This window comes from Burkholderia sp. BE17 (genome assembly GCF_009362305.1).
In the GTDB taxonomy this organism is placed as follows: Bacteria; Pseudomonadota; Gammaproteobacteria; order Burkholderiales; family Burkholderiaceae; genus Burkholderia; species Burkholderia pyrrocinia_C.
In genome coordinates this window covers 17,696-41,656 of sequence record NZ_WHNU01000033.1, presented here as the reverse complement: position 1 = coordinate 41,656, position 23,961 = coordinate 17,696, and the positions used below count along the sequence as shown (strand labels likewise).

Here is a 23,961-nt window from a genome sequence, read left to right as displayed (position 1 = left end):
CGGCGGCACACGACGCAAACCGGTCGCCCCGGTCAATCGCCTTCCGCGCCCTTCCCGGCCGCCGCCCCCGTCAACGCATCCGCCATCAGCTCCCCGAACCAATCGACGAACGCATTGAGCCGTCGCGACCGGTGCCGCCGGTGCGGATACACGGCCGACACGTCCATCGGCTCGGCGCGGTGGCCGGGCATCACGTCGACGAGCGCGCCGCTGTCCAGCAGATGCTCGACGTCGAACCGCGGAATCTGGATCAGCCCCATCCCGGCGATGCAGCCGGCGATATAGGTTTCGGCGTTGTTGACGATCACGCGGCTCGGCAGCGTCAGCGTGCGCCGCTCGCCGTCCACGCAGTATTCCCACCCGAGCTCGCGCCCCGTCGTCGGCGACGCATAACCGATCGCCCAGTGCCCGTGCGCGAGCGCATCCGGATGCTCGGGCACGCCGCATTCGCGCAGGTAGTCGGGGCTCGCGCAGTTGATCAGCGTGAACTGCCCGAGCGGCCGCACGACGAGGCTGCTGTCCGCGAGCCGTCCGACGCGGATCGCGCAGTCGACGCCCTCCTGCACGAGATCGATCGAGCGGTCCGTCGAGCCGAGCGACAGTTGCAGCTTCGGGTAGCGGCGAAACAGCGACGGCAGCGCGGGCGCAATCACGCGGCGCGCGATCCGGCTCGGCACGTCGACGTTCAGCCGCCCGACCACGTCGCGATCGCGGCGGCGGAACAGCCGGTCGAGCTCGTCGGCCTCGGCGAGCAGGCGCCGGCCGCGTTCGAGCAGCAGCACGCCGTCGGCGGTCAACTGCACCTGGCGCGTCGTGCGGTGCAAGAGGCGCGTGCCGAGCCCCGCCTCGAGCTGCTGGACGGCCGCCGACACGGTCGCGCGAGGCACATCGAGCGCATGCGCGGCCTTGATGAAGCTGCCCATCTCGGCAACCTGCAGGAAGATTCTGACCTGATCCAGCTTGTCCATCGGCGGGGAACCTGGGTTCGGACGACCGTCGCCGGCAGCCGTCTCGCATCGCGGCAGGGTCCGGCGGCACAGAGAAAACAGGCGCGCGGCCTCGCGGCTGCGCGCCCGCCCATTGTCCACGCAATCGGCACATTGCGGTGCACGGTGCGCCGCGCGCCGGCGGCGGCCGACGCGCCCCGGTATGCGACCGCTTATCCGGTCGGTTACTTGGTCGTATAACCGCCGTTGATCAGGATCGTCTGGCCCGTGATCCACCAGCCGTCGGTCACGAGATGGCGGATGAACGGCACGACGTCCTCGATGTCGGTCAGGCCCGTCTTGCTGAACGGCGACAGCGCGGCCGCCGTCTTGTGATACGCGACCGCATCGGCGCCTTCGGCCGGATAGAAGAACGGCGTGTCCATCGGGCCGGGCCCGACGGCCGTCACCGAGATCCCGCGTGCGCCGTATTCCTTCGACGCCGCGCGCGTGAAGTGCTCGACCGGCGCCTTCGACCCTTCGTATGCCGCATAGAACGGCGTGAACGCACCGAGCAGCGACGTCACGAGCGTGACGAGCTTGCCGTGATCCTCGAGGTGCCGCCCCGCTTCCTTGATGAAGAAGAACGCCGACTTGCTGTTGACCGCGAACATCTCGTCGTACTCGGCTTCGCTGATCTCGGTGAACGGCTTCTTCAGCACCTTGCCGACCGTGTTGATCGCGATGTCGATCTTGCCGAAGCGCCGCTTCGCGTCGTCGAACAGTTTCTCGACCGCGGCGGCCGTCGTCAGGTCGGCCTGGAACGTTGCGGCCTCGGCACCGGCCGCGCGCACCGCGGCGGCCGTCTCCTCGGCCTGCGCCTGCGACGCCGCGCTGTTGTAGTGAATCGCCACGGCCTTCGCGCCGTGGCCCGCCAGGTCCCGCGCGATCAGGCCGCCGAGATTCTTTGCGCCGCCTGCGATCAGGACGACCTTGTCTGCGAGCGTGTGAGTAGCCACGGTCGACTCCTTTCCTCGTTGAACGAAGCTAGGAGTGTAGGCACGCGCGACGCGCCGGTCAGCCGGTCGCGGCTGGATGGATTATCCAGAAAACCGATCCAATCGGAACGTCGCAGCGTGGTCTGCCGCACCGACAACCGAGCCGGAATTCGCTCGCGCGGCGGCGCGTCCGCCGGCGGGCTCAGCGCGCGTACAGCGCCGCGTCGATCTTGCCGAGCAGCCACTGCATGCCGGCCAGATGCTGCTGGTCGTGGCTGCACAGGTAATGAACGAGCCCGCGCACGGTCAGCGAACCGTAGCCGTCGAACTCGCCGACACGCTCGAACTGCTCGGGCGTGAGGCGCGACACGAGGTCCAGCGTCTCGCGCCGCGCTACGCGGATCGCTGCGAGCACGTCGGACGCATAGGCATCGTTGTAGCGGCGTTCGATCGCGAGCGCATCGCCGTCGATCGACACGAGCAGCGGCCGATCTTCCTCGAGCATCCGCCGCAGCCGCACGTGATAACCGTCGATCTCGATGTCGCGAACATGGCAAAGCTGCCCGAGCGGCGAGAAGTGCTCGCTCGGGATCCCGGCCCAGTCGTCGGGCGTCCAGCGCGCGTAGCCGTCGGGCACGGCCGCGAAATGGGCTTCGAGCTGACGGGGGAAATCGGCGAGTGCGTCGAGCGTCGTCGGATTCATGCGGGAAACTCCCTGTCGGATAAGAGCGGCGGCAGCCCTGGCACGGGCCTGCCGCCATCGTTGCGTCACTTCACGCCGAAGCCGTACGCACCTTGCGTGCGGTGGCCGTCGGTCGCGACGGCCACCCATTTCACCGTATAGGCACCCGTGCCGACCGCCGTGAGCGGCACCGTCATCCGCTTGCGGTTCGACGCATCGATGTGCGCTTTGCCGTCCGACACCGTCTTGCCGTCGCCGTCGACGACGACGATCGAGCTGAACGCCGGCTCCAGCGGCTCGGTGAAATCGATCGTGACGGAGGCCGGTGCGGCGGCCAGCACCGCGCCCGCCGCCGGATCGCTCTTCGCGAGATGCGCATGCGCGAATGCGGCCGACGAAACAGTCGCGGCAACGATGACGGCGGCAGCCTTGCGGCCGAACGGGAACGAATCGAAATGCATGGACTTTCCGTGAAGAATGAACAGGCGCCGCACCCCGCGCGGCGTTCCGGCAGCTTACCAGCGCAAGCGTGTTGATGCCGGTCGCACGCTGCTTGATAGAATGCGCCCGCTATGGATCTCGAAAGCATTCTCTACACCCAGGGCTTCGGCTCGCGCCGCCAGTGCCGCGGCCTGATCGAAGCGGGCCGCGTCGCCGTCGCGGGTGCCAGCGCGAACGACCCCGACGCGTCGTTCGACACCGACGGCCTCGTATTCTCGGTCGACGATACGGCCTGGCCGTTCCACGCACGTGCCTATCTGGCGCTCAACAAGCCGGCCGGCTACGAGTGTTCGCGCGATCCACAGCACCATTCAAGCGTGTTCAGCCTGCTGCCCGCGCCGCTCGTCGCGCGCGGCGTGCAGTGCGTCGGCCGTCTCGACCAGGACACGACGGGCTTGCTGCTGCTGTCCGACGACGGCCAGTTCGTGCACGCGTACACGTCGCCGAAGCGCAAGGTGCCGAAGACCTACGTGGCGACCGTGCGCCACCCGCTCGACGATGCGCAACTGCACGCGCTGCGCACCGGTGTGCAGCTCCACGGCGAGCCGAAGCCGATCGCGGCGGTCGCCGCCGACGCGCGCGACACGCACGCGCTCGTGCTGACCGTCCTGGAAGGCAAGTATCACCAGGTGAAACGCATGGTCGCGGCGGCGAGCAACCGCGTCGAGTTGCTGCACCGCGAAAGCATCGGCGGCTTCGCGCTGCCGGACGACCTCGAACCCGGCGCGTGGCGGTGGCTCGATGACGCCGACCTTTCAGCGTTGCGCAATCCCTTGACATCCTCGCCCGCCTAAAGTCGGGCGATTCCTACGGCGTCTGCCTGCCTATGCAGACAGCTCGCTTCAGTGGGTTCCTGCTGCTGGCGATCTTGCTGCATCGCTCACTTCACAGGCGCAACGGGCGTGTTCCGCCCTGAGCACATTGATCGCGCCAACCAAATCGGCGTTTTCCTCGAAGCCACAATCCATGCACTCGAATCGAGCTTGACCCCGCCGGTTGTCCGCCGACACGTGTCCGCAGCAGGGGCAAGTGCGGCTCGTTTTCTGTGGCGGAACCGCGACGAGATGTCCGCCGTTCCACTCCAGCTTGTAATCGAGTTGACGTCGGAACTCGAACCAGCCCTGATCGAGAATGGACTTGTTCAGGCCGGACTTGGCTCGACCGTTCTTTCCCGGTTGCACGGTACTACCCGCCGCCGATTTGGACATATTCCGAACCTGCAAATCCTCGATGCACACCATCGCGTGGTTTTGGCTGATCGTGGTCGTGGCTTTGTGCAAGTAGTCACGGCGGGCGTTGCCGATCCGGGCATGAATACGCTGGACGCGGGTTTTCGCCTTCTTCCAGTTGTTGCTGAATGTCACCTTGCGGCTCACGGCCTGCTGTGCGCGGCGCAATGCTGTCTCATGCCGCCTGAAGCTGTTCAGCGGCACGTAGAACGTTCCATCCGAGAGGGTGGCAAAGCGAACGATGCCCAAGTCGATGCCGATCGCGCCGCCTTTTGGAACAGGTCGTTCGACCACGCGTTCGGTCTGGATGCTCGCATACCACTTGCCGCCGCTGGCCGACACCGTGACTCGCTTCACCTCGCCCAATACGTTTCGGCTATTGCGGTAGCGCAGCCAACCGAGCTTGGGTAGGAAGAGTCGGCTGGTTCGCTGATCGAGCTTGATCTGTTTCGGGTCGGGATAGCGGAAACTGTCTGACTGCCCCTTCTTTTTGAAGCGCGGGAAGCCCGCACGTTTGGCGAAGAAGTTGGCGTACGCACGCTCCAGGTCCTTGAGCGTTTGCTGCAGGGGATGTGTCGGCGCATCCCTGAGCCACGGTGTCTGCTGGCTGTTGCGCCAATCGGTGATCAACCTGCACAGCCCGGCATAGCCGAGTTTCTTTTCGCCGCGTTCGTAGCGCTCCTTCTGCAACGCCAGCGCCTTGTTGAAGACGAACCGGCACGCCCCGGCGAAGCGGCGCATCTGGCGCTGCTGTTCGCCGGTCGGCATCAGTTCATATTTGAAGGCTTGGAGGCGTTGCATGATTCGAGCATATCAGCCAGCGAAAACACGCTGTCAAGTACCCCTGCGGTGCCGCGCTATCCGTCTTTCCACAGCCCTGAAGGTCGAGGCTTACCACGCACCGGGTCAAAACCCTGTAAGGGAAAATCCGCACGACCGTTCGGTGTCCGGCCGCGTCTCGGCCGTACGATCCCCCGCTATACTCAAATCACAAGCTGCACGAGCAGCGATGCAGGGGAGACATCATGACCATCAACCATTCTTTCGAACTGTCGTACGTGACGATCGCGTTCGCGGTCGTCGGTGTCATCGTGATCGGCGGGCTGCTGGCCGCGATGCACCGGAAGCACAAATATCATCCGAACCTGATCGGCGCGCTGATCGGCGCGCTGCTGTGCTTCCTGCTGATCGAGGCGTTACCGGCGCTGACCTGACGCGCTGCCCGGCGCGAGCGTTTGAAGGAAATCGTCTACGGTCGGATAACGCAACGTCACGCACAATTCGGCCTTGAGCCGTGCGTTGGACAGGCGCCGCGACTCGCGCATGAACGACAGCAGCGCCGGTTCGAGCTGGCGTTCGGCGGCCGCGCGGCTGATGCGCGGCGGCCGCGGCAGGCCGAGCGCCTGCGCGACCCGGTCGAAATACTCCCCCATCCGCAGTTCGCTGTCGTCCGACGCGTGCACGGCGCGCGCCGGCCTGCCGCGCTCGGCCGCGCGGCGCAGGATCGCCGCGAGATCGTCCGCGTGGATGTGGTTCGTGTAGACGTCGTCGGCCGGCTCGAGCGCCGGCGTGCCGCGCTCGAGCCGCGCGACCGGCAGACGGTTCGCCGCGTAGATGCCCGGGATGCGCACGATGCGCGCGGACAGCACGCCGCGCACCGTCGCCGCGCGCAGTTGCCGCTCGGCCGACACGCGCCGGAACGCGCGCGGATTCGCAGGATGCAGCGGGTGCGTTTCGTCGATGCGCGCGCCGCCGCAATCGCCGTATACACCCGTCGTGCTCGCGTAGACGAGCCTCGGCGCGCGAAGACCGTCGGGTACAATACGCGCTGCCCGAACGGGCGCGCCGGCCTGCCGGGCAGCGGCGCGCAGCGTTCGGAGCCGGCCGACCGCCGGTGCCGGCGGTGCCGCCGGGCGCCGCGCGGGCACGGTCGTTGCGGCGATCAGCGCACGCGTGCGCCGGTCGTCGCGGCCGTCGGACTGCGGCGGCGCGAGATGCAGGATCGTGCCGGCAAGGCCCGCGAGGCGGCCGAGCGTCGCCCGGCGATCGAGGTCGCCGACGATCGGCGTCGCGCCTGCGGCCCGCAGTTCGTCGCGGCGGGCCGGGTGGCTCGTCAGCGCGAAGAGCCGCAGGTTGCGGCGCGTGTCGCGCCATTGCGCGACGCAGCGCATGCCGACGTCGCCGCAGCCGACGATCAGTGCGCGCGGCCGGCGCAGGATTCGTGTCGCGATCATGTTGGTTGCGAAATCAGTAGCCACCGTTGCGCGACGCGCAACGGGTTTGCATTGTAGCTGCCGTGCTCGACATGCACGGTCCCCACATTTTGTTCTAGTTTGGTTCTATGGCATTCAACGTCACTCTCAAGCAAAGCGGCCGGCAATTCCAGGTCGAGTCGGACGAAACCGTGCTGGCGGCTGCGCTGCGCCAGAACGTCCATCTGCCGTACGGCTGCAAGAACGGCGCGTGCGGCTCCTGCAAGGGCCAGATCGTGTCGGGCCAGATCGAGCAGGGCCCGCATGCCGCGTCCGCGCTGTCCAATGACGAGCGCACGCGCGGCCTCGCGCTGCTGTGCTGCTCGAAGGCGCAGTGCGATCTCGAGATCGACGTGCGCGAAATCGCCGGCGTCGACGGCGTGCAGGTCAAGAAGCTGCCGTGCCGGATCGCCGCGCTCGAGCGCAAGGCCGACGACGTGATGGTCGTAAAGCTGCAGTTGCCCGCCAACGAACGCCTGCAGTACCTCGCGGGCCAGTACGTCGAGTTCATCCTGAAGGACGGCTCGCGCCGCAGCTACTCGATGGCGAACGCGCCGCACGAGGAAGGCCCGATCGAGCTGCACATCCGCCACATGCCGGGCGGCAAGTTCACCGACCACGTGTTCGGCGCGATGAAGGAGCGCGACATCCTGCGCTTCGAAGGCCCGCTCGGCACGTTCTTCCTGCGCGAGGATTCCGACAAGCCGATCGTGCTGCTTGCATCGGGCACGGGCTTCGCGCCGATCAAGGCGATCATCGAGCACGTGAAGCACCGCGGCATCACGCGCCCGATGACGCTCTACTGGGGCGCACGCCGCAAGAAGGACATCTACCTGGGCGAGCTCGCCGAGCAGTGGGCCAGCGAAATCCCGAACTTCAAGTACGTGCCGGTGCTCTCCGAGCCCGACGACGGCGACCAGTGGACGGGCCGCACGGGCTTCGTCCATCGCGCGGTGATCGAGGACCTGCCCGATCTGTCGGGCCATCAGGTGTACGCGTGCGGCGCGCCGGTGATGGTGGAATCCGCGCAGCGCGACTTCACGCAGCACCACGCGCTGCCGGCCGACGAGTTCTACGCGGACTCGTTCACGAGCGCCGCCGATCTCGCGCATCCGGTCTGAGTACCGCACACCCGCGGCCCGCGCCGCGCTGTCACATCCGTGGCATCGCGGCGGTTTACAGTGGGGCGCCGGATGCCTTATGCTTGCGCACATGAACCGCTTCCTGTCCGCTCTCCGACGTCGCCGCTCGCCGCTCCTCCCGGATGCCGCAGGCTCGTCACGGACTCGCGCGTAACCCCCACACTGCTTCACCGGTTACGCACAAGCTGTTCGACCCCACCAGCCACGGCCTTCCGTGGCTTTTTTATTGCCCGTTTCCCTTTCAACGCCCGCTGGAGTCTGCTGCCATGCCCTTGAACGATTACCCGATCGACTCGCTGATGTACATCACGAACCGCCCCGACATCGTGTTTACGCACGGCAAGGGTTCGTGGCTCTACGATCACACGGGCAAGCGCTATCTGGACTTCATCCAGGGCTGGGCCGTCAACAGCCTCGGCCACTGCAACGACGGCGTCGTCGAAGCGCTGAAGTCGCAGGCCGAAAAGCTGCTGAACCCTTCTCCGGCGTTCTACAACGAACCGATGGCGAAGCTCGCGGGCCTGCTCACGCAGCACAGCGTGTTCGACAAGGTGTTCTTCACGAACAGCGGCGCCGAGGCGAACGAAGGCGCGATCAAGCTCGCGCGCAAGTGGGGCCGCAAGTTCCGCAACGGCGCATACGAGATCATCACGTTCGACCACAGCTTCCACGGCCGCACGCTCGCGACGATGTCGGCCAGCGGCAAGCCGGGCTGGGACACGATCTACGCGCCGCAGGTGCCGGGCTTCCCGAAGGCCGAGCTGAACAACATCAACTCGGTCGAGAAGCTGATCACCGACAAGACCGTCGCCGTGATGCTCGAACCGATCCAGGGCGAAGGCGGCGTGATTCCGGCAACGCGCGAGTTCATGCGCGAACTGCGCGCGCTGACGAAGCAGCACAACCTGCTGCTGATCGTCGACGAAGTGCAGAGCGGCTGCGGCCGTGCGGGTACGCTGTTCGCGTACGAGCTCGCCGACATCGAGCCGGACGTCATGACGCTCGGCAAGGGCATCGGCAGCGGCGTGCCGCTCGCGGCGCTGCTGTCGAAGGCCGACGTCGCGGTGTTCGAGGCCGGCGACCAGGGCGGCACGTACAACGGCAACCCGCTGATGACGGCGGCCGGCTATTCGGTGATCTCGCAGCTGGTCGCGCCCGGCTTCCTCGAAGGCGTGCGTGCGCGCGGCGAATACCTGAAGCGCAAGCTGCTCGAGCTGTCGGAGGAGCGCGGCTTCGAAGGCGAACGCGGCGAAGGCCTGCTGCGCGCGCTGCTGCTCGGCAAGGACATCGGCCCGCAGATCGTCGAGAAGGCGCGCGACATGCAGCCCGACGGCCTGCTGCTGAACGCCGCGCGGCCGAACCTGCTGCGCTTCATGCCCGCGCTGAACGTGACGACCGAAGAGATCGACCAGATGATGGCGATGCTGCGGTCGATCCTCGACACGCTCTAAGGAGACCGCCGCGATGGATGTCGCCGCCGATGCTGTCGCTATCCGCCCGTTCGAACGCGCCGACACCGATGCCGTGCTCGCGGTATGGCGCGACGCGTTCCCGCAGTACGACGAAGCCGGCGCGCCGCCGCACCGCGACCCGCTGCGATCGATCGAGCTGAAGCTCGCGACGCAGCCCGAGCTGTTCTTCGTCGCGACCAGCGGTGCGCGCGTCGTCGGCACGTTGATGGCGGGTTTCGACGGACATCGCGGCTGGCTCTACTCGTTCGGCGTCGCCAACGACGCGCGGCGGCTCGGCGTCGGCCGCGCGCTGATCGCGCACGCGGAAAGCGCGCTCGCCGCGCGCGGCTGCCTGAAGATCAACCTGCAGGTGCTGCCCGGCAACGACGATGCGTGCCGCTTTTATGCGGCGCTCGGCTATCGCGTCGAGGAGCGCATCTCGTTCGGCAAGACGCTGCCGGCCGCGTGATGCAGCCGGCGGCGACGGTGGCCTGCTTCAGCGCGTGATCGGCCCCGCGCCCGGCAGCGGATTGCCGAGCGCGTCGGTCGGCACGGCCTGCTGTTCGAACGCCGCGAAATACGCGGCCCACTGCGTATCGCTCACGCGCACGATCAGCGCGCCGTCCTGCCAGACGTCGTTGTGGTCGTTGTGGTCGTCTCCCGCGCGATGCAGGTAGTTCGTGCCCGTCGAACCCTGGTTCATGTGCGTGTCGTGGATCCCGTTGCCTTCCGCATACGTGCGGCCGAACACGACGACGTCGAGGCCCTGCGACTGCGCGGCACTGACGAGCCGCAGCAGCGACGGGATCGGCTCCGGGTTCTCGGTACCGTCCATCACCGCGCTCGCGCGCCACGCGCCCGTCTCGTTCAGGATGTCGCTGCGCAGGTAGTCGAGCGCGGGCAGCGCGCCCTGCCCCGTGAGGTCGGTGTAGCCTTCCGCCGCGGCCGCAAGCGTCTGCGTGACGGGATGGTGGAAATCGTAGACGAGCTTGTAGTTCAGCAAGTCGTCCGCATCGCTGGTGCCGACGTTGATCGCGACATCCCAGTCGCCTCCCGGCAGCGCCAGCGTCAGGTGGATGTGATACTGGATCTCGCTGCCGTGCGGCGAGCCCTTCAGCTTCGCCACCGATGTCACCTTCGCCTTCACGAAACCGTAGTCCAGACTCATGCGTGTTCTCCGTGTGCCGATGGGCCGTCGATGCTACGCGGCCCGTGTGTCGGTTTGCGGGCGACCGGCTGCGGGCGACCGGCTTCGGGCAGCCGACCCTGTCGTTTCCCGCGCCGCGTGCGCAGCGCAACAGTCGAATGGAGTCGCCTCCGCGCGCACAGTTCGACACGAATCGCACGACACGAAAAAAAGGCTGTCACGGCATCCCGTGACAGCCTTTCGAAAGCCCTTGCATGACGCACGCGGCATCTGCCGCCGCGCGTCACCGGGCCCGCTCATTCATCCACTTACTCGCCGAGATACGCTGCGCGCACCTTCGGATCGTCGAGCATCTGCTTCGCGTCGCCTTCCATCGTGACCATGCCCGAATCCATCACGTAGCCACGGTCGGCCGCCTGCAGCGCGAGGCGTGCGTTCTGCTCGACGAGCAGCACCGTGATGCCCTCGCTCGAGATCGTGCGCACCACTTCGAAGATCTTCTCGACCATGATCGGCGACAGCCCCATCGACGGCTCGTCGAGCAGCAGCAGCTTCGGCTTGGAGAGAATCGCCCGCGACATCGCCAGCATCTGCTGCTCGCCGCCCGACAGCGTGCCCGCGAGCTGCGATGCACGCTCCTTCAGGCGCGGGAAGAAGCCGAACATCCGGTCGACGTCCTTCTTGATCTGCTCGGTGTCGTTGCGCAGGTACGCGCCCATCTGCATGTTCTCGACGATCGACATCCGCGCGAAGATCCCGCGGCCTTCCGGCACCATCGCGAGGCCGCGCTTGAGCAGTTCGTGCGCCGGGATGCCCTTGATCGACTTGCCGTCGTACTCGATGTCGCCCGCCGAATACGGCTTCAGACCCGTGATCGCCTTCATCGTCGTGGTCTTGCCGGCGCCGTTCGCGCCGATCAGCGTCACGAGCTCGCCCTGACGGACTTCCATGTCAACGCCCTTGACGGCCTGGATGCCGCCGTAGTTGACCTGCAAGCCCTTGATTTTCAACATTGCCGCTGCCATCAGTGCACCCCTGCGCCGAGATATGCCTCAATCACCTTCGGATTCTTCTGCACGTCCTGCGGCAGACCCTCGGCGATCACCTTGCCGTAATCGAGCACCGTCATCCGGTTGCACAGCCCCATCACGAGCTTCACATCGTGCTCGATCAGGAGAATCGTGCGGCCGTCCGAGCGGATCTTGTCGAGCAGGCGCGTGAGTTCGACCTTCTCGGTCGCGTTCATCCCGGCCGCCGGCTCGTCGAGCGCGAGCAGCTTCGGGTCGGTCGCCAGTGCGCGCGCGATCTCGAGACGGCGCTGGTGGCCGTACGACAGGTTGCGCGACGTGTAGTCCGCGTACTGCAGCACGCCCACGTATTCGAGCAGCTCGATCGCGCGTTCCTTGATCTCGCGCTCTTCCTGGCGTTCGGCCGGCGTCTGGAACACCGCGCCGAGCAGGCCGTGCTTGGTGCGCACGTGGCGGCCCACCATCACGTTCTCGAGGGCCGTCATCCCGCCGAACAGGCGGATGTTCTGGAACGTGCGCGCGATGCCGGCCTTCGCCACCTGGTGCACGGCCGTCGGCGTGTAGTTCTGGCCGTCCAGCTTGAAGTCGCCGGAGTCCGGCGTGTAGAGGCCCGTGATCACGTTGAAGAACGTCGTCTTGCCGGCGCCGTTCGGGCCGATCAGGCCGTAGATCTCGCCTTCCTTGATCTGCAGGCCGACGTCGGACAGCGCCTGCAGGCCGCCGAAGCGTTTGTTCACGCCCTGCACGGACAGTCGGATTTGCTTGTCGCTCATGTGTGTATCCCCTTGTCCGTTCGTTACGCGCGCACCGGCTTCTTGCTGGCGCGCTTCGCCAGTTTCGCGATCTTGTCCTCATGCTTCGGCGCGGGCCACAGGCCTTCCGAGCGGTACAGCATGATGATCACCATCGCGAGGCCGTACAGCGCCTGACGGATCACTTCCGTATCGACGATGTCATGACCGAACAGCGCATGCTGCAGCGGGCTCATCGTCGAGCGCAGGAATTCCGGGAAGATCGCGAGCAGCACCGCACCCAGGATCACGCCCGGGATGTGGCCCATGCCGCCGAGCACCACGCACGCCAGCACGACGATCGATTCCCAGAACGTGAACGACTCGGGCGACACGAAGCCCTGGAACGAGCCGAACATCGCGCCCGACAGGCCACCGAACGATGCGCCCATCGCAAACGCGAGCAGCTTCACGTTGCGGGTGTTGATGCCCATCGCCTTCGCCGCGATCTCGTCCTCGCGGATTGCCGCCCATGCGCGGCCGATACGCGAGTGCTGCAGGCGCGTACACGTCCAGATCACCAGCAGCGAGCACAGCACGAACAGGTAGTAGTACATGTAGACCGACGGCAGCTGGAGGCCGAACAGCGAGTGCGTCTGCGACAGGTTGAAGCCGCCGACATGCACCGGATCGATGCCCGTGATCCCCTTCGGGCCGTTGGTGATGTTCACCGGACGGTCGAGGTTGTTCATGAAGATCCGGACGATTTCACCGAAGCCGAGCGTGACGATCGCCAGGTAGTCGCCGCGCAGTCGCAGCGTCGGCGCGCCGAGCAGGATCCCGAAGGTCGCCGCCAGCGCCATCGCGATCGGCACGATGATCAGGAACGGGATGTGCAGCCCGCCGGGCGCGAGGGCCGCGATCCACTCGAACTGCGAGGTCAGGTGCGGCGAGCTCAGCAGCGCCGCCGTGTACGCGCCCACCGCGTAGAACGCGATGTAGCCGAGGTCGAGCAGGCCGGCGAAGCCGACCACCACGTTCAGGCCGAGCGCGAGCATCACGTACAGCATCGCGAAGTCGAGCACGCGGACCCAGTAGTTGCCGCCGGCCGAGCCGATGATGATCGGCGCGGCGATCACGAACGCAGCGGTCAGGATGCCGATGACGACGGTCTTGGTGGTGTTGCGCTCTTCGACGAGCGACGTCGAGGATTCGATCGGTTGAATGGATGTCATGTTGTTTGCTCCCTTCCGTTACGCGCGATCCGCGACACGTTCGCCCAGCAGGCCCGACGGACGGAACACCAGCACGATGATCAGCACGATGAAGGCGAACACGTCCTGGTAGTTACTGCCGAATACGCCGCCCGTGAGGTTGCCGATGTAGCCCGCACCGAGCTGCTCGATCAGGCCGAGCAGCACGCCGCCGACCATCGCACCGCCGAGGTTGCCGATCCCGCCGAGCACCGCCGCCGTGAACGCCTTCATGCCGGGGATGAAGCCCATGTAGAAGTGCACGTTGCCGTATTCGGACGCGATCATCACGCCGGCCAGCGCGGCGAGCGCGGAGCCGATCATGAACGTCGCGGAAATCACGAAGTTCGGGTTTACGCCCATCAGGCTTGCCGTGTTCGGGCTTTCGGCGATCGCGCGCATCGCGCGGCCGAGCTTGGTCTTGTGCACGAGCAGCAGCAGGCCGCCCATCACGATGAACGCGACCGCAATGATCACGATTTCAGTCACCGAGATCACGGCGCCGGGCGTCGTGTCGGTGGCCTTGATCACGTTGATCGGGTCGGTCGGCAGCAATTGCGGGAACGGCAGCGGGTTGCGCGACCAGATGATCATCGCGGCCGTCTGCAGCAGGATCGACACGCCGATCGCGGTGATCAGCGGCGCGAGGCGCGGCGCACGGCGCAGCGGCCGGTATGCGACACGCTCGATCGTGAAGCCGACGAATGCACAGACGACCGCGGCGATGCCCAGGGCGATCGTCAGCGTGGCGATGTTGCCGAGTCCGGGGAAATGGTTCTGCAGCACGGTGATGGCCGACAACGCGACCATCGCGCCGATCATCAGCACGTCGCCGTGCGCGAAGTTGATGATGCCGAGAATGCCGTACACCATCGTGTAACCCAACGCGATGATGGCGTACACACTGCCGAGCACCAGCCCGTTGAGAACCTGCTGGACGAAAATATCCATTTAAAGCTCCTTGGCCCGTGCTGCCGGAGGACGTTGCGCCCCGCGGGTAAGCGAGGAATCGCGCCTTCTCGGCGACACTGCGGGTACTAGTCGATACCGGTAAGGGTGTGGATCGTCCCGGCGCGCGCCGCCCGGCCTGTACGGCCGGACCTGCCGCCGGAGCGGATACAAAAACGGCACCGCACTGTTCCGGTGCCGTCGTGAGTCCCGTCGCTAAATCGTCACGACGTCGAGGACGGTGTTCGAGGCCTCCTTGAAGTCGTAGGGCAGCATGCCGGGACGGCCATCGTCCGGTTGCCCGGCATCCGTGCCTTTTCCCGTCCGGTGCGAGGCAAGCCTCGCATCCGGACGGATCGGATTCCGTGCCGCGTCGCCTGGCAAGGCATCGCGAAAGCCGCGCCCGACATTCGTCAGGACTGCGTCGGAATCCATCGTACGAACCAGGCCGCGCGCCACGACACCACCGCTCGCGGCGACACGCTGTTTCGTCGAATCGAAATGAAAGGGGGCCGGGGACATCCGCACGCTGCCCGCACCGCCGCATGCGTGCGGCGCCGTAGCCGGCATCCGTCGATCGGCGCACCCGGTCGTTGTCACGCCACGACCGGCGGCTTGCTGCGATGCAACCTGCATGCCCGCTGCCCGACCGTTCGCCAGGCCAAGCGCGTTGATTTCCTCGATCGCCAAACGTGCCCCGTTTTCCTTGTCCTTGCCCAATTGCTGCGCGATGCGGCACACCGATGGTGCCGCACGACCGGTTCCGGCGACGCGCACGCCGCTGGCCGGCGATGCCGCGAACACCGCAGCCTCCCTGCCCGCCCCGTCGTCGCTCTTTTTGCTGCAACCGGCAAGCATTGCAACCGGTGCGGCGACGGACACGGCGTAAGCCAACTTCACATGCATTGAATGGTCTCCCGCGCCTTGCCCAAATCCGATTTCAAAGCCATTCAGGCCTGAAAACGGGCGCATTGTAACTCCATTTATAGGACGCCAATAATCCTGATTCGATGGGGTTTTCCTGCATTGCAACCAATTTTGAGAGACGGTTACGAACGGACGGAGCAACCGGGTTGCACCACGGCCATGAATTATGGTTGCGATTGCAATTTCGACACACAAAAAAAAGCGCGCCGGGAGGCGCGCTTCGGTGTTCCGCGGGTGCGATGCGGCAATCAGGCAGCGGGCGGCAGGTTCAACCCGCGCGGCAGCGGAAACGACACGTTTTCCTCGATGCCGTCGAGCGCGCGAACGTTGCGCACGCCGAGTTCGCGCAGTCGCGCGATCACGGCCTGGGCAAGCACTTCGGGTGCCGACGCGCCGGCCGTCACGCCGATGCGGCGCTTGCCTGCGACCCATGCCGGATCGATCTGGTCGGGCGCATCGACCATGTACGCGTCCACACCGCGCTTCTCGGCCACTTCGCGCAGGCGGCTCGAATTCGAGCTGTTCGGGCTGCCGACAACGATCACGACGTCGCACTGCGGCGCCATGAACTTCACGGCATCCTGGCGATTCTGCGTCGCGTAGCAGATGTCCTGCTTCTTCGGCTCGCGGATCTTCGGATACTTCGTCTTCAGCGCGGCGATGATCTCGGCCGCGTCGTCGACGGACAGCGTCGTCTGCGTGACGAGCGCGATCCGCTCGGGATCGGCGAGCTCGAGCTTCTGCACGTCCTCGACGCTCTCGACGAGATGCATGCCGCGTTCGACCTGCCCCATCGTGCCTTCGACTTCCGGGTGGCCCTTGTGCCCGATCATCACGATGTCGACGCCGTCCTGGCGCATCTTCGCCACCTCGACGTGCACCTTCGTGACGAGCGGGCAGGTTGCGTCGTAAATGCGCAACCCGCGCACGTCGGCCTCGTCGCGCACGGCCTTCGACACGCCGTGCGCGCTGAAGATCACGGTATTGCCGGCCGGCACTTCCTCGAGTTCCTCGACGAAGATCGCGCCTTTCTTCTTCAGATCCTCGACCACGTACTTGTTGTGGACGATTTCGTGACGGACGTAGATCGGCGCACCGTGCATCGCGATCGCGCGCTCGACGATCTCGATCGCGCGGTCGACGCCCGCGCAGAAGCCGCGCGGCTGGGCCAGCAGGATTTCGGCGTCGGCAGCGACGGTCTGCCCGGACAGCGTATCGGTGGTGCTCATGATTACAGGATTCCGATGATTTTCACTTCGAACGTGAGCGCCTGGCCCGCGAGCGGATGATTGAAGTCGAACAGCGCCGAGGTTTCGCCGACTTCCTTCAGCACCCCTGCATACCGGCCGCCGTCCGGCGCATTGAACTCGATCAGCTCGCCCGGCGTGAAATCGTCGCCGACCATCCCGTTCTCGCGCAGCGTCGACAGCGTCACGCGCTGGAGCATGTCGGGATTCCGGGGACCGAACCCCTGTTCGGGCGTTAGCTGAAAAGTCGAGTGGTCGCCAACCCTGAGCCCGAGCAGAATATGTTCCAGCGACGGCGCCAGTTGCCCCGCGCCGAGCAGCAGCGTGGCCGGCTTGTCGGTGAAGGTGTTGACGATGTCGGCGCCGTCGGCCAGCGCCAGCCGGTAATGCAACGTGACGTGGGAACCGGGCTTCACTTCGGATAGATCGATGAGGCTCATGAATTACTCGTTCAGTCGGCGCCCGATACGGCCGAAAGGCCCGGCGCAAAGCCGATATTGTAAGTCACCTGAGCGCGCCAGGCGGAAAGTGCGACGACGTCGCGCAGCCCGCCCGCCGCCAATGGAGTTTCGAGCATGCTGTCATCCTGCCTCACCCTGCCGCCGGTCGAATGCCGCGACGCCGCCGATACGCCGGCCGATCCGCCCTGCCGCGTCCTCCCGCTCCGCCGGCGCAAGCGCCGCCCGGTGGACTGGCGGCCCGAGCTGCCGCGCGAGCGATTGCTGGAGCGCGGGCCGGCCGCGCTGACCGACGACGAATTGATCGCGCTGCTGCTCGGCACCGGCAAGCCCGGGCACGACGTATTCGTCAGCGCCCGCGCCCTCGTCAAGCAGTTCGGAACGTTGCGCGGGCTGCTCGAGGCAACGACCGACGATTTCGAGGCGCACCCCGGCATCGGCCCCGCACGCTCCACGCGGCTGGCCGCGGTCACCGAGATCGCGCGGCGCATGCTGAAGGAGAAGGCGCGCGAGCGGACGCCGATCGATTCGCCCGGCGCGGTCGAGGATTATCTGCGGCTGAAAATCGGCGCGCACCCGCACGAAGTGTTCGTCGCGGTGTACCTCGACGCCCGCCACGGCCTGATCGAGACGGAGGAAATCACGCGCGGCTCGCTGACGCGCATGGCCGTCTACCCGCGCGAGATCGTGCGCCGCGCGATGACGCACAACGCCGCGGCGTTGATCGTCGCGCACAACCATCCGTCGGGCGCGGTACAGCCGAGCGCGGAGGACCGCCGCCTGACCCGCGTGCTGCGCGACGCGCTCGAACTGGTCGACGTGCGGCTGCTCGATCATGTCGTCGTCGGCACCAGCGACACTTTCTCGTTCGCGCGTGCCGGTTGGCTGTAGACTGTGGCGCGGCGGCCCACCCCGGGGCGCCGCAACGGCGAAGCGAAATTAGGTTTGATTTTCCTGAACTTTTTCTGCTAGAATCGCCGTCTGTCTTTTTTCCAACCAGTTCTAGCCATCGAAGGGCCTTGTCTGCAAGGGCTACGGCGTTCTGAGAGTGCGGCCATGGATCACGTGGCGGTGCAATGAGAACCTTCATCGGCGATCGAACCCCGAATTTAGCGTATTAGGAGTGCTCTCATGGCACGCGTATGCCAAGTAACTGGGAAAGCGCCGATGAGCGGCAACAACGTTTCCCACGCCAACAACAAGACGAAGCGCCGCTTCCTCCCGAACCTGCAAAACCGCCGGTTCTGGGTAGAGAGCGAAAACCGCTGGGTGCGCCTGCGCGTTTCGAACGCGGGCCTGCGCCTGATCGACAAGAACGGCATCGATTCCGTGCTCGCTGACCTGCGCGCACGCGGCGAAGCCTAAGCCCAAGGAGCACAATCATGGCAAAAGGCGCACGCGACAAGATCAAGCTCGAGTCGACCGCTGGTACGGGTCATTTCTACACGACCACGAAGAACAAGCGCAACATGCCGGAAAAGATGGCGATCAAGAAGTTCGATCCCGTCGTCCGCAAGCATGTGGAATACAAAGAAACCAAGATCAAGTAATCTCCGGTTTCTGCCAGCCTGACGGCGACCGAAAAGCCCCGCGCATGCGGGGCTTTTTGTTTTGCGCGCACGCTCGGGCCCGACGCGGTATGCTTTCCCCTTTCCGCGGCCATGGCCGCCGGAACGCACAAGATCAAAAGCGTAACGATGGAGATGCAGCATGAAATTCGACGTGGCGATCGTCGGCAGCGGCCTGGCAGGGCTGTCGGTCGCACTCAATCTGGCCAGCACGCGACGTGTCGCGCTGATCGCGAAACGTTCGATGATGGAGGGCGCAAGCGATAACGCGCAGGGCGGCATCGCGGCGGTCCTCGATTCGGCGGACAGCATCGAGAACCACGTCGACGACACGCTGGTCGCCGGTGGCGGCCTGTGCGACGAAGGCGCGACGCGCTACATCGTCGAGCACGGCCGCGAAGCAATCGAATGGCTGATCTCGCAAGGCGTGCCGTTCACGAAGGACGATGCGGCCGAGCTCGGCTTCCACCTGACGCGCGAAGGCGGCCACAGCCACCGCCGGATCATTCACGCGGCCGACGCGACCGGCCATGCGGTGCTCGCGACGCTGTCGGAGCGCGCGCGCCAGCATCCGAACATCACGTTCTTCGAAAATCACCACGCGATCGATCTGATCACGTCGGACCGGCTCGGCCTGCCCGGCCGCCGCTGTCACGGCCTGTATGCGCTCGACGTCGACAACGACCGCACGATCACGATCGAGGCACCGCATACGGTGCTCGCAACGGGCGGCGCCGGCAAGGTCTACCTGTACACGACAAACCCCGACACGGCGACCGGCGACGGCATCGCGATGGCGTGGCGCGCGGGCTGCCGCGTGTCGAACATGGAATTCATCCAGTTCCACCCGACCTGCCTGTTCCATCCGTACGCGAAATCGTTCCTGATTTCGGAAGCCGTGCGCGGCGAAGGCGGCCTGCTGAAGCTGCCCGACGGCACGCGCTTCATGCCCGCGCACGATCCGCGCGCCGAGCTCGCGCCGCGCGACATCGTCGCGCGCGCGATCGACTTCGAGATCAAGAAGCGCGGGATCGACTGCGTATATCTCGACATCAGCCATCAACCGGAAGCGTTCCTGCGCGAACACTTCCCGACGATCCATGCGCGCTGCCTCGAATTCGGCATCGACATCGCGAAACAGCCGATCCCCGTCGTGCCGGCCGCGCACTACACGTGCGGCGGCGTCGTGACCGATCTCGCCGGGCGCACCGATCTCGCGGGCCTGTACGCGGTCGGCGAAACGTCGTACACGGGGCTGCACGGCGCGAACCGGCTCGCGAGCAACTCGCTGCTCGAATGTCTCGTGATCGGCCGCGCGGCGGCCGAAGCGATCGAGGCGGCCGGCTTCGATTCGGAAACGCCGGCCACGCTGCCCGCATGGGACGAAAGCCGCGTGTCGGATGCGGACGAGGAAGTCGTCGTCGCGCACAACTGGGACGAGCTGCGCCGCCTGATGTGGAACTACGTCGGCATCGTGCGCACCGACAAGCGCCTCGAACGCGCGAAGCACCGGCTGTCGCTGCTGCGCGACGAGATCCACGAGTACTACGCGAACTTCCGCGTGACGCGCGACCTGCTCGAATTGCGCAACCTCGTCGACGTAGCGACGCTGATCGTGAAGAGCGCGCAGTCGCGCCGCGAAAGCCGCGGACTGCACTACAGCCGCGACTGGCCGCACACGCTGCCGAAGGCGCTGCCGAGCGTGCTCACGCCGCGCGCGCGTCGCTGAGCGGCACGCCCTTCCCGGCTGCGGCCGCACAGGAAAAAAGCCGTTGGCGTTTGCGTGCCAACGGCTTTTTTGTCTGATCGCGCGACGCCCGGTCAGTCGACGATCCGCATCGAATAGTCCGTCGCGCGCACGTCCTTCGTCAGCGCGCCGATCGAGATGCGATCGACGCCCGTCTCCGCAAACGCGCGCACCGTATCGAAATTGACGCCGCCCGACACTTCGAGCACCGCCCTGCCGGCCGCCACACGCACCGCTTCACGCATCATGTCGAGCGTGAAGTTGTCGAGCAGCACCGACTGAGCGCGATGCGCGAGCGCCGTGTCGAGCTGCGCGAGCGTCTCGACTTCAACCTGCACGGGCACGCCCGAATCGAGCGCGAACGCCGCGTCGAGCGCTTCGCCGACGCCGCCCGCCGCCGCGATGTGGTTCTCCTTGATCAGGATGCCGTCGTACAGCGCGAGACGCTGGTTCTCGCCGCCGCCGACGCGCACCGCGTACTTCTGCGCGAGCCGCAGGCCCGGCAGCGTCTTGCGCGTATCGAGGATCTTCGCGCGCGTGCCTTCGACGCGGTCGACATAACGGCGCGTCGCGGTCGCGACACCCGACAGCAGTTGCAGGAAGTTCAGCCCGTTGCGTTCGGCCGTCAACAGCGCGCGCGCCGGCCCTTCGAGTTCGCAGACGGTCGAATCGGGCGTCATCCGGTCGCCTTCGCGATAGCGCCATTGCACGGTGATCGCCGGATCGACCCGGCCGATCACGGCCTCGAACCACGGCACGCCGCACAGCACCGCTTCCTCGCGCACGATGATGCGCGCGCGGCGATGCCCGCCGCCCGGCACGAGCCGCCCGGTCTGGTCACCGGAGCCGACGTCTTCCGCGATCGCATCGGCAACGTTGCGCGCGATCGCGTCGTCGAATGCCGAGCCGTATTGCTTGCGAACGATGTCGTAAAGCGGGGAGACTGCACCGGTCATGCCGCCCCCACGTTCGCAAACAGTTGCTGGTCGCGCTGCAGATCGCCGCTCGCCTGCACGCGCTTCTTGTGCGCGGCCGCGAAATCGAGCATCCGGTCGATCGGCAAGCGTGCGCGCTCGCCGATCGCGGGATCGACGAAGATCTCGTTGTGACCGCGTTCCAGCACGTCGGCGAGGTTCGCGAGGCCGTTCATCGCCATCCACGGGCAGTGCGCGCAGCTCTTGCAGGTTGCGCTGTTGCCGGCCGTCGGTGCCGCGATGAAGGTCTTGCCGGGCGCCGCGAGCTGCATCTTGTGCAGGATGCCGAGATCGGTCGCGACGATGAAGCGCGTCGCGTCGAACTTGACGGCCGCGTCGATCAGCTGCGTGGTCGAGCCGACGACATCGGCCTGCGCAACGACGTTTTCCGGCGATTCGGGATGGACGAGCACCTTCGCATCCGGATATTCGGCGCGCAGCAGGTCGAGCTCGATGCCCTTGAACTCGTCGTGGACGAGGCACGAACCCTGCCACAGCAGCATGTCCGCGCCGGTTTTCTTCTGGATATAGCTGCCGAGATGACGATCGGGCGCCCAGATGATCTTCTCGCCGCGCGCATGCAGGTCGGCCACGATCTCGAGGCCGATCGACGACGTGACCATCCAGTCCGCGCGCGCCTTCACGGCCGCGCTGGTATTCGCGTAGACGACGACGGTGCGGTCGGGATGCGCATCGCAGAACGCCGAGAATTCATCGACCGGGCAGCCGAGGTCGAGCGAACAGGTCGCATCGAGATCGGGCATCAGGATCCGTTTGTTCGGGCTGAGGATCTTCGCGGTTTCGCCCATGAAGCGCACGCCGGCGACGACCAGCGTCTGCGCGTCGTGGTCACGGCCGAAGCGGGCCATTTCGAGCGAATCGGCAACGCAGCCGCCGGTTTCGTCGGCGAGTTCCTGCAGTTCGGCGTCCACGTAGTAGTGCGCGACCAGCACGGCCTTTTCACGCACGAGCAGCGCCTTGATGCGCGCCTTCAGCGCAGCGCGTTCCTCGGGGGACGGTGCATCGGGCACCTTGGCCCATGCCTGCCCCACGCCGCACACGGTCCCTGCTGCGACGGGCCGGTCGTACTCGACGGGTTTGATCGTCGATTGCATCTCCATATCTCCTGTCGGTCCGAGTAAGCGCTTTAGCGCTTACTCGGACCCCATGCTTCGCGGTCGACCAGAGTTAGTGCTTCAGCGCTTACTCTGGTCCCATGCTTCGCGGTCAACCAGAATCAGCGCTTCAACACTACTCCGATCCCATCCTCTACGCTCGCCCGGGGCACCATTGCGCCGCTGCCCCAAGCCTCATACGAATTCGAGCCCTGCCGATCGCTTCCGTCAAAAACCGGCCGCCCAAATGAAAAAACCCCGCCAACGCGGGGTTTTTGACGTCCTGAGATTCTAATCGATTTCGAATCAGGCGTAGCGGCGCAGGCGCATCGCGAATTCCTGCAACGCCTTGATGCCGCTTTGTTCCGCGCGATGGCACCAATCCTGCAATTGCGCGAGAAGCTGTTCGCGCGACGCGGTCGAACGATCCCAGATCGCGGCGAGATCCTGGCGCAACTGGAAGTACGTGTGCAGCTTCTGGCTGTTCGCGAAGATTTCCGGCAGCAGCTTCTTCTGCGGCTCGTCGAGGCCGTCGGCGTCCTTGTGGAACCACTTGCGCGCGCCGCGCATCAACTGGTACTTCTCGCTCGAACCGAGTTCCTTCAGGTGCGCGAGCTCCTGGCGGTACGCGCGCTTCACGGCCTTGCCGTAGCGCGCCATCACTTCGTAGCGGTTCGACAGCACGGCCTGCAGCGTTTCCTGGTCGAGCACCATCTTCGGCTTGTTCAGGCGCGGCGTCGGCGCGACCTTCTTCACTTTCGCGAGACCGAACGCCGACATGATGCGGATGTACATCCAGCCGATGTCGAACTCGTACCACTTGTTCGACAGCTTCGCCGACGTCGCGAACGTGTGGTGGTTGTTGTGCAGTTCTTCGCCGCCGATCACGATGCCCCACGGGAACAGGTTCGTGCTCGCATCGGCCGAGTTGAAGTTGCGGTAGCCCCAGAAGTGGCCGAAGCCGTTGACGACGCCCGCCGCCCAGAACGGAATCCAGACCATCTGCACGGCCCACACGGTCAGGCCGAGCACGCCGAACAGCGCGACGTCGATCACCATCATCAGGCTGATGCCGAGGATCGGGTACTTCGAATAGAGATTGCGTTCGATCCAGTCGTTCGGCGTGCCGTGGCTGAACTTGCGCATCGTCTCTTCATTCTTCGCTTCCGCGCGATACAGCTCGGCGCCCTCGAGGAACACCTTCCAGATGCCGCGCGTCTGCGGGCTGTGCGGATCTTCCTCGGTCTCGCACTTCGCATGGTGCTTGCGGTGAATCGCGGCCCACTGGCCGGTCAGCATGCCGGTCGTCATCCACAGCCAGACGCGGAAGAAATGGCTCGCGATCGGATGCAGCTCCAGCGCGCGGTGCGCCTGGCAGCGGTGCAGGTAGACCGTCACGCCGATGATCGTGACGTGCGTGACGGCGAGCGCGAACAGCGCGACCTGCCACCACGAAAAATGCAGGAGCCCGTGGGAAAGAAAATCGAGCAGGGAATTCAACAAGGCAGTTACCTGTGATGAGATGAGAGCGACGCCGGCTCGCGCAGGCGTCAGAAAAATGAAAGCATACCGCGAATAGACTTGGATTTTACTTCAACCGTTCCAAGTCTTTGTAAAAAATGAATATTTTCTTGCCC

General features: G+C 65.8%; 27 protein-coding genes. 9 read left to right on the top strand and 18 right to left on the bottom strand.

The genetic code is table 11. The features are described 5' to 3' along the window. Positions 1 to 32: 32 nt before the first annotated feature. From GD429_RS26025 to copC, 4 genes are all read right to left on the bottom strand, one after another. The gene (locus GD429_RS26025) at positions 33 to 968 is read right to left on the bottom strand and encodes a LysR family transcriptional regulator (RefSeq protein WP_152861146.1); all 936 of its coding nucleotides are present in this window, start codon (positions 966 to 968) and stop codon (positions 33 to 35) included. A gap of 203 nt (positions 969 to 1,171) precedes the next feature. Next, positions 1,172 to 1,945, bottom strand: a complete 774-nt coding sequence (locus tag GD429_RS26020) for an SDR family oxidoreductase (protein ID WP_175683418.1) — start codon at positions 1,943 to 1,945, stop codon at positions 1,172 to 1,174. 181 nt (positions 1,946 to 2,126) lie between these two features. Next, positions 2,127 to 2,627 (bottom strand): DinB family protein, encoded by a 501-nt coding sequence (locus GD429_RS26015; protein WP_152861144.1) that lies wholly within the window; start codon positions 2,625 to 2,627, stop codon positions 2,127 to 2,129. Between the two features lie 65 nt (positions 2,628 to 2,692). Beyond that, the gene (gene copC / locus GD429_RS26010; protein WP_152861142.1) at positions 2,693 to 3,067 is read right to left on the bottom strand and encodes a copper homeostasis periplasmic binding protein CopC; all 375 of its coding nucleotides are present in this window, start codon (positions 3,065 to 3,067) and stop codon (positions 2,693 to 2,695) included. Between the two features lie 111 nt (positions 3,068 to 3,178). Between copC and GD429_RS26005 the strand changes: the two genes are divergently transcribed. Next, positions 3,179 to 3,901, top strand: a complete 723-nt coding sequence (locus GD429_RS26005) for a pseudouridine synthase (protein WP_152861140.1) — start codon at positions 3,179 to 3,181, stop codon at positions 3,899 to 3,901. Between the two features lie 48 nt (positions 3,902 to 3,949). Here GD429_RS26005 and GD429_RS26000 read toward each other — a convergent pair whose 3' ends face one another. Then, positions 3,950 to 5,137 carry an RNA-guided endonuclease InsQ/TnpB family protein gene (locus tag GD429_RS26000; protein ID WP_152861138.1) on the bottom strand — a complete coding sequence of 396 codons (1,188 nt, stop codon included), beginning with the start codon at positions 5,135 to 5,137 and terminating at the stop codon, positions 3,950 to 3,952. A gap of 224 nt (positions 5,138 to 5,361) precedes the next feature. On the opposite strand from GD429_RS26000, the gene GD429_RS25995 reads away from it, so the two are divergent. Then, positions 5,362 to 5,550, top strand: a complete 189-nt coding sequence (locus GD429_RS25995; protein ID WP_152861136.1) for a hypothetical protein — start codon at positions 5,362 to 5,364, stop codon at positions 5,548 to 5,550. Here GD429_RS25995 and GD429_RS25990 read toward each other — a convergent pair. After that, positions 5,533 to 6,570, bottom strand: a complete 1,038-nt coding sequence (locus GD429_RS25990) for an NAD-dependent epimerase/dehydratase family protein (protein WP_152861134.1) — start codon at positions 6,568 to 6,570, stop codon at positions 5,533 to 5,535. The genes GD429_RS25995 and GD429_RS25990 overlap by 18 nt on opposite strands. A gap of 107 nt (positions 6,571 to 6,677) precedes the next feature. Here GD429_RS25990 and GD429_RS25985 point away from each other — a divergent pair, with 107 nt between their 5' ends. The 3 genes from GD429_RS25985 (at position 6,678) to GD429_RS25975 (ending at position 9,650) form a co-directional block, all read left to right on the top strand. Next, positions 6,678 to 7,709: a CDP-6-deoxy-delta-3,4-glucoseen reductase gene (locus tag GD429_RS25985; protein WP_034178801.1), complete on the top strand. Its 1,032-nt coding sequence runs from the start codon at positions 6,678 to 6,680 to the stop codon at positions 7,707 to 7,709. A gap of 287 nt (positions 7,710 to 7,996) precedes the next feature. Beyond that, positions 7,997 to 9,181: an acetylornithine transaminase gene (locus GD429_RS25980; RefSeq protein WP_152861132.1), complete on the top strand. Its 1,185-nt coding sequence runs from the start codon at positions 7,997 to 7,999 to the stop codon at positions 9,179 to 9,181. A 13-nt stretch (positions 9,182 to 9,194) separates the two neighbouring features. Next, positions 9,195 to 9,650, top strand: a complete 456-nt coding sequence (locus tag GD429_RS25975; RefSeq protein WP_152861130.1) for a GNAT family acetyltransferase — start codon at positions 9,195 to 9,197, stop codon at positions 9,648 to 9,650. A gap of 27 nt (positions 9,651 to 9,677) precedes the next feature. On the opposite strand, the gene GD429_RS25970 is transcribed toward GD429_RS25975, so the two are convergent. The 9 genes from GD429_RS25970 to GD429_RS41665 all read right to left on the bottom strand — a co-directional run bounded on the left by GD429_RS25970 (position 9,678) and on the right by GD429_RS41665 (position 17,039). Then, on the bottom strand, positions 9,678 to 10,349 hold the full coding sequence (locus GD429_RS25970; RefSeq protein WP_152861128.1) for a DUF2278 family protein: 672 nt from the start codon (positions 10,347 to 10,349) through the stop codon (positions 9,678 to 9,680). Positions 10,350 to 10,636: 287 nt separating this feature from the next. After that, a complete protein-coding gene (locus GD429_RS25965) occupies positions 10,637 to 11,353 on the bottom strand; it encodes an ABC transporter ATP-binding protein (RefSeq protein WP_152861126.1) in 717 nt (238 codons plus the stop codon). Beyond that, positions 11,353 to 12,129, bottom strand: coding sequence for an ABC transporter ATP-binding protein (locus tag GD429_RS25960; protein ID WP_034178806.1), 777 nt, complete (start codon positions 12,127 to 12,129; stop codon positions 11,353 to 11,355). Before GD429_RS25960 ends, GD429_RS25965 begins: the two co-directional genes overlap by 1 nt. Positions 12,130 to 12,152: 23 nt before the next feature. After that, the gene (locus tag GD429_RS25955) at positions 12,153 to 13,322 is read right to left on the bottom strand and encodes an ABC transporter permease subunit (RefSeq protein WP_152861124.1); all 1,170 of its coding nucleotides are present in this window, start codon (positions 13,320 to 13,322) and stop codon (positions 12,153 to 12,155) included. Positions 13,323 to 13,340: 18 nt separating this feature from the next. Beyond that, on the bottom strand, positions 13,341 to 14,291 hold the full coding sequence (locus tag GD429_RS25950; protein ID WP_047898817.1) for a branched-chain amino acid ABC transporter permease: 951 nt from the start codon (positions 14,289 to 14,291) through the stop codon (positions 13,341 to 13,343). Positions 14,292 to 14,504: 213 nt separating this feature from the next. After that, complete coding sequence (locus tag GD429_RS25945; RefSeq protein WP_152861122.1) at positions 14,505 to 15,194, bottom strand: amino acid-binding protein; 690 nt, start codon at positions 15,192 to 15,194, stop codon at positions 14,505 to 14,507. A 269-nt stretch (positions 15,195 to 15,463) separates the two neighbouring features. Then, on the bottom strand, positions 15,464 to 16,444 hold the full coding sequence (ispH, locus tag GD429_RS25940; RefSeq protein WP_096471566.1) for a 4-hydroxy-3-methylbut-2-enyl diphosphate reductase: 981 nt from the start codon (positions 16,442 to 16,444) through the stop codon (positions 15,464 to 15,466). Between the two features lie 2 nt (positions 16,445 to 16,446). Beyond that, complete coding sequence (locus GD429_RS25935; protein WP_152861120.1) at positions 16,447 to 16,902, bottom strand: FKBP-type peptidyl-prolyl cis-trans isomerase; 456 nt, start codon at positions 16,900 to 16,902, stop codon at positions 16,447 to 16,449. 11 nt (positions 16,903 to 16,913) lie between these two features. After that, positions 16,914 to 17,039, bottom strand: a complete 126-nt coding sequence (locus GD429_RS41665; RefSeq protein ID WP_265334690.1) for a hypothetical protein — start codon at positions 17,037 to 17,039, stop codon at positions 16,914 to 16,916. On the opposite strand from GD429_RS41665, the gene radC reads away from it, so the two are divergent. The 4 genes from radC (at position 17,038) to nadB (ending at position 20,217) form a co-directional block, all read left to right on the top strand. Beyond that, complete coding sequence (radC, locus tag GD429_RS25930) at positions 17,038 to 17,811, top strand: RadC family protein (protein WP_152861118.1); 774 nt, start codon at positions 17,038 to 17,040, stop codon at positions 17,809 to 17,811. The genes GD429_RS41665 and radC overlap by 2 nt on opposite strands. A 240-nt stretch (positions 17,812 to 18,051) precedes the next feature. Continuing rightward, a complete protein-coding gene (gene rpmB, locus GD429_RS25925; RefSeq protein WP_004186391.1) occupies positions 18,052 to 18,285 on the top strand; it encodes a 50S ribosomal protein L28 in 234 nt (77 codons plus the stop codon). A 17-nt stretch (positions 18,286 to 18,302) separates the two neighbouring features. After that, complete coding sequence (gene rpmG / locus GD429_RS25920; RefSeq protein WP_006478046.1) at positions 18,303 to 18,470, top strand: 50S ribosomal protein L33; 168 nt, start codon at positions 18,303 to 18,305, stop codon at positions 18,468 to 18,470. Positions 18,471 to 18,630: 160 nt separating this feature from the next. Further along, a complete protein-coding gene (gene nadB / locus GD429_RS25915) occupies positions 18,631 to 20,217 on the top strand; it encodes an L-aspartate oxidase (protein WP_034178813.1) in 1,587 nt (528 codons plus the stop codon). Positions 20,218 to 20,309: 92 nt separating this feature from the next. Here nadB and nadC read toward each other — a convergent pair whose 3' ends face one another. The 3 genes from nadC to GD429_RS25900 form a co-directional block, all read right to left on the bottom strand. Next, positions 20,310 to 21,191 (bottom strand): carboxylating nicotinate-nucleotide diphosphorylase, encoded by an 882-nt coding sequence (nadC, locus tag GD429_RS25910; protein WP_152861116.1) that lies wholly within the window; start codon positions 21,189 to 21,191, stop codon positions 20,310 to 20,312. After that, complete coding sequence (gene nadA / locus GD429_RS25905; RefSeq protein WP_047901043.1) at positions 21,188 to 22,324, bottom strand: quinolinate synthase NadA; 1,137 nt, start codon at positions 22,322 to 22,324, stop codon at positions 21,188 to 21,190. The genes nadC and nadA overlap by 4 nt, the downstream gene beginning before the upstream one ends. Before the next feature lie 306 nt (positions 22,325 to 22,630). Continuing rightward, positions 22,631 to 23,827: an acyl-CoA desaturase gene (locus tag GD429_RS25900; RefSeq protein ID WP_047898824.1), complete on the bottom strand. Its 1,197-nt coding sequence runs from the start codon at positions 23,825 to 23,827 to the stop codon at positions 22,631 to 22,633. Positions 23,828 to 23,961 lie beyond the last annotated feature (134 nt).

Bases quoted from the DNA above. Each gene is read 5' to 3' on its own strand.
- GD429_RS25945 (WP_152861122.1), bottom strand. From the start codon at position 15,194: ATGCATGTGAAGTTGGCTTACGCCGTGTCCGTCGCCGCACCGGTTGCA.
- GD429_RS25960 (WP_034178806.1), bottom strand. From the start codon at position 12,129: ATGAGCGACAAGCAAATCCGACTGTCCGTGCAGGGCGTGAACAAACGC.
- nadA (WP_047901043.1), bottom strand. From the start codon at position 22,324: ATGCAATCGACGATCAAACCCGTCGAGTACGACCGGCCCGTCGCAGCA.
- GD429_RS25980 (WP_152861132.1), top strand. From the start codon at position 7,997: ATGCCCTTGAACGATTACCCGATCGACTCGCTGATGTACATCACGAAC.
- GD429_RS25955 (WP_152861124.1), bottom strand. From the start codon at position 13,322: ATGACATCCATTCAACCGATCGAATCCTCGACGTCGCTCGTCGAAGAG.
- GD429_RS41665 (WP_265334690.1), bottom strand. From the start codon at position 17,039: ATGCTCGAAACTCCATTGGCGGCGGGCGGGCTGCGCGACGTCGTCGCA.
- ispH (WP_096471566.1), bottom strand. From the start codon at position 16,444: ATGAGCACCACCGATACGCTGTCCGGGCAGACCGTCGCTGCCGACGCC.
- rpmG (WP_006478046.1), top strand. From the start codon at position 18,303: ATGGCAAAAGGCGCACGCGACAAGATCAAGCTCGAGTCGACCGCTGGT.
- GD429_RS25975 (WP_152861130.1), top strand. From the start codon at position 9,195: ATGGATGTCGCCGCCGATGCTGTCGCTATCCGCCCGTTCGAACGCGCC.
- GD429_RS26015 (WP_152861144.1), bottom strand. From the start codon at position 2,627: ATGAATCCGACGACGCTCGACGCACTCGCCGATTTCCCCCGTCAGCTC.
- copC (WP_152861142.1), bottom strand. From the start codon at position 3,067: ATGCATTTCGATTCGTTCCCGTTCGGCCGCAAGGCTGCCGCCGTCATC.
- GD429_RS26000 (WP_152861138.1), bottom strand. From the start codon at position 5,137: ATGCAACGCCTCCAAGCCTTCAAATATGAACTGATGCCGACCGGCGAA.
- GD429_RS26005 (WP_152861140.1), top strand. From the start codon at position 3,179: ATGGATCTCGAAAGCATTCTCTACACCCAGGGCTTCGGCTCGCGCCGC.
- nadB (WP_034178813.1), top strand. From the start codon at position 18,631: ATGAAATTCGACGTGGCGATCGTCGGCAGCGGCCTGGCAGGGCTGTCG.
- GD429_RS26025 (WP_152861146.1), bottom strand. From the start codon at position 968: ATGGACAAGCTGGATCAGGTCAGAATCTTCCTGCAGGTTGCCGAGATG.
- rpmB (WP_004186391.1), top strand. From the start codon at position 18,052: ATGGCACGCGTATGCCAAGTAACTGGGAAAGCGCCGATGAGCGGCAAC.
- GD429_RS25950 (WP_047898817.1), bottom strand. From the start codon at position 14,291: ATGGATATTTTCGTCCAGCAGGTTCTCAACGGGCTGGTGCTCGGCAGT.
- GD429_RS25985 (WP_034178801.1), top strand. From the start codon at position 6,678: ATGGCATTCAACGTCACTCTCAAGCAAAGCGGCCGGCAATTCCAGGTC.
- nadC (WP_152861116.1), bottom strand. From the start codon at position 21,191: ATGACCGGTGCAGTCTCCCCGCTTTACGACATCGTTCGCAAGCAATAC.
- GD429_RS25990 (WP_152861134.1), bottom strand. From the start codon at position 6,570: ATGATCGCGACACGAATCCTGCGCCGGCCGCGCGCACTGATCGTCGGC.
- GD429_RS25995 (WP_152861136.1), top strand. From the start codon at position 5,362: ATGACCATCAACCATTCTTTCGAACTGTCGTACGTGACGATCGCGTTC.
- GD429_RS25970 (WP_152861128.1), bottom strand. From the start codon at position 10,349: ATGAGTCTGGACTACGGTTTCGTGAAGGCGAAGGTGACATCGGTGGCG.
- GD429_RS25935 (WP_152861120.1), bottom strand. From the start codon at position 16,902: ATGAGCCTCATCGATCTATCCGAAGTGAAGCCCGGTTCCCACGTCACG.
- radC (WP_152861118.1), top strand. From the start codon at position 17,038: ATGCTGTCATCCTGCCTCACCCTGCCGCCGGTCGAATGCCGCGACGCC.
- GD429_RS25965 (WP_152861126.1), bottom strand. From the start codon at position 11,353: ATGGCAGCGGCAATGTTGAAAATCAAGGGCTTGCAGGTCAACTACGGC.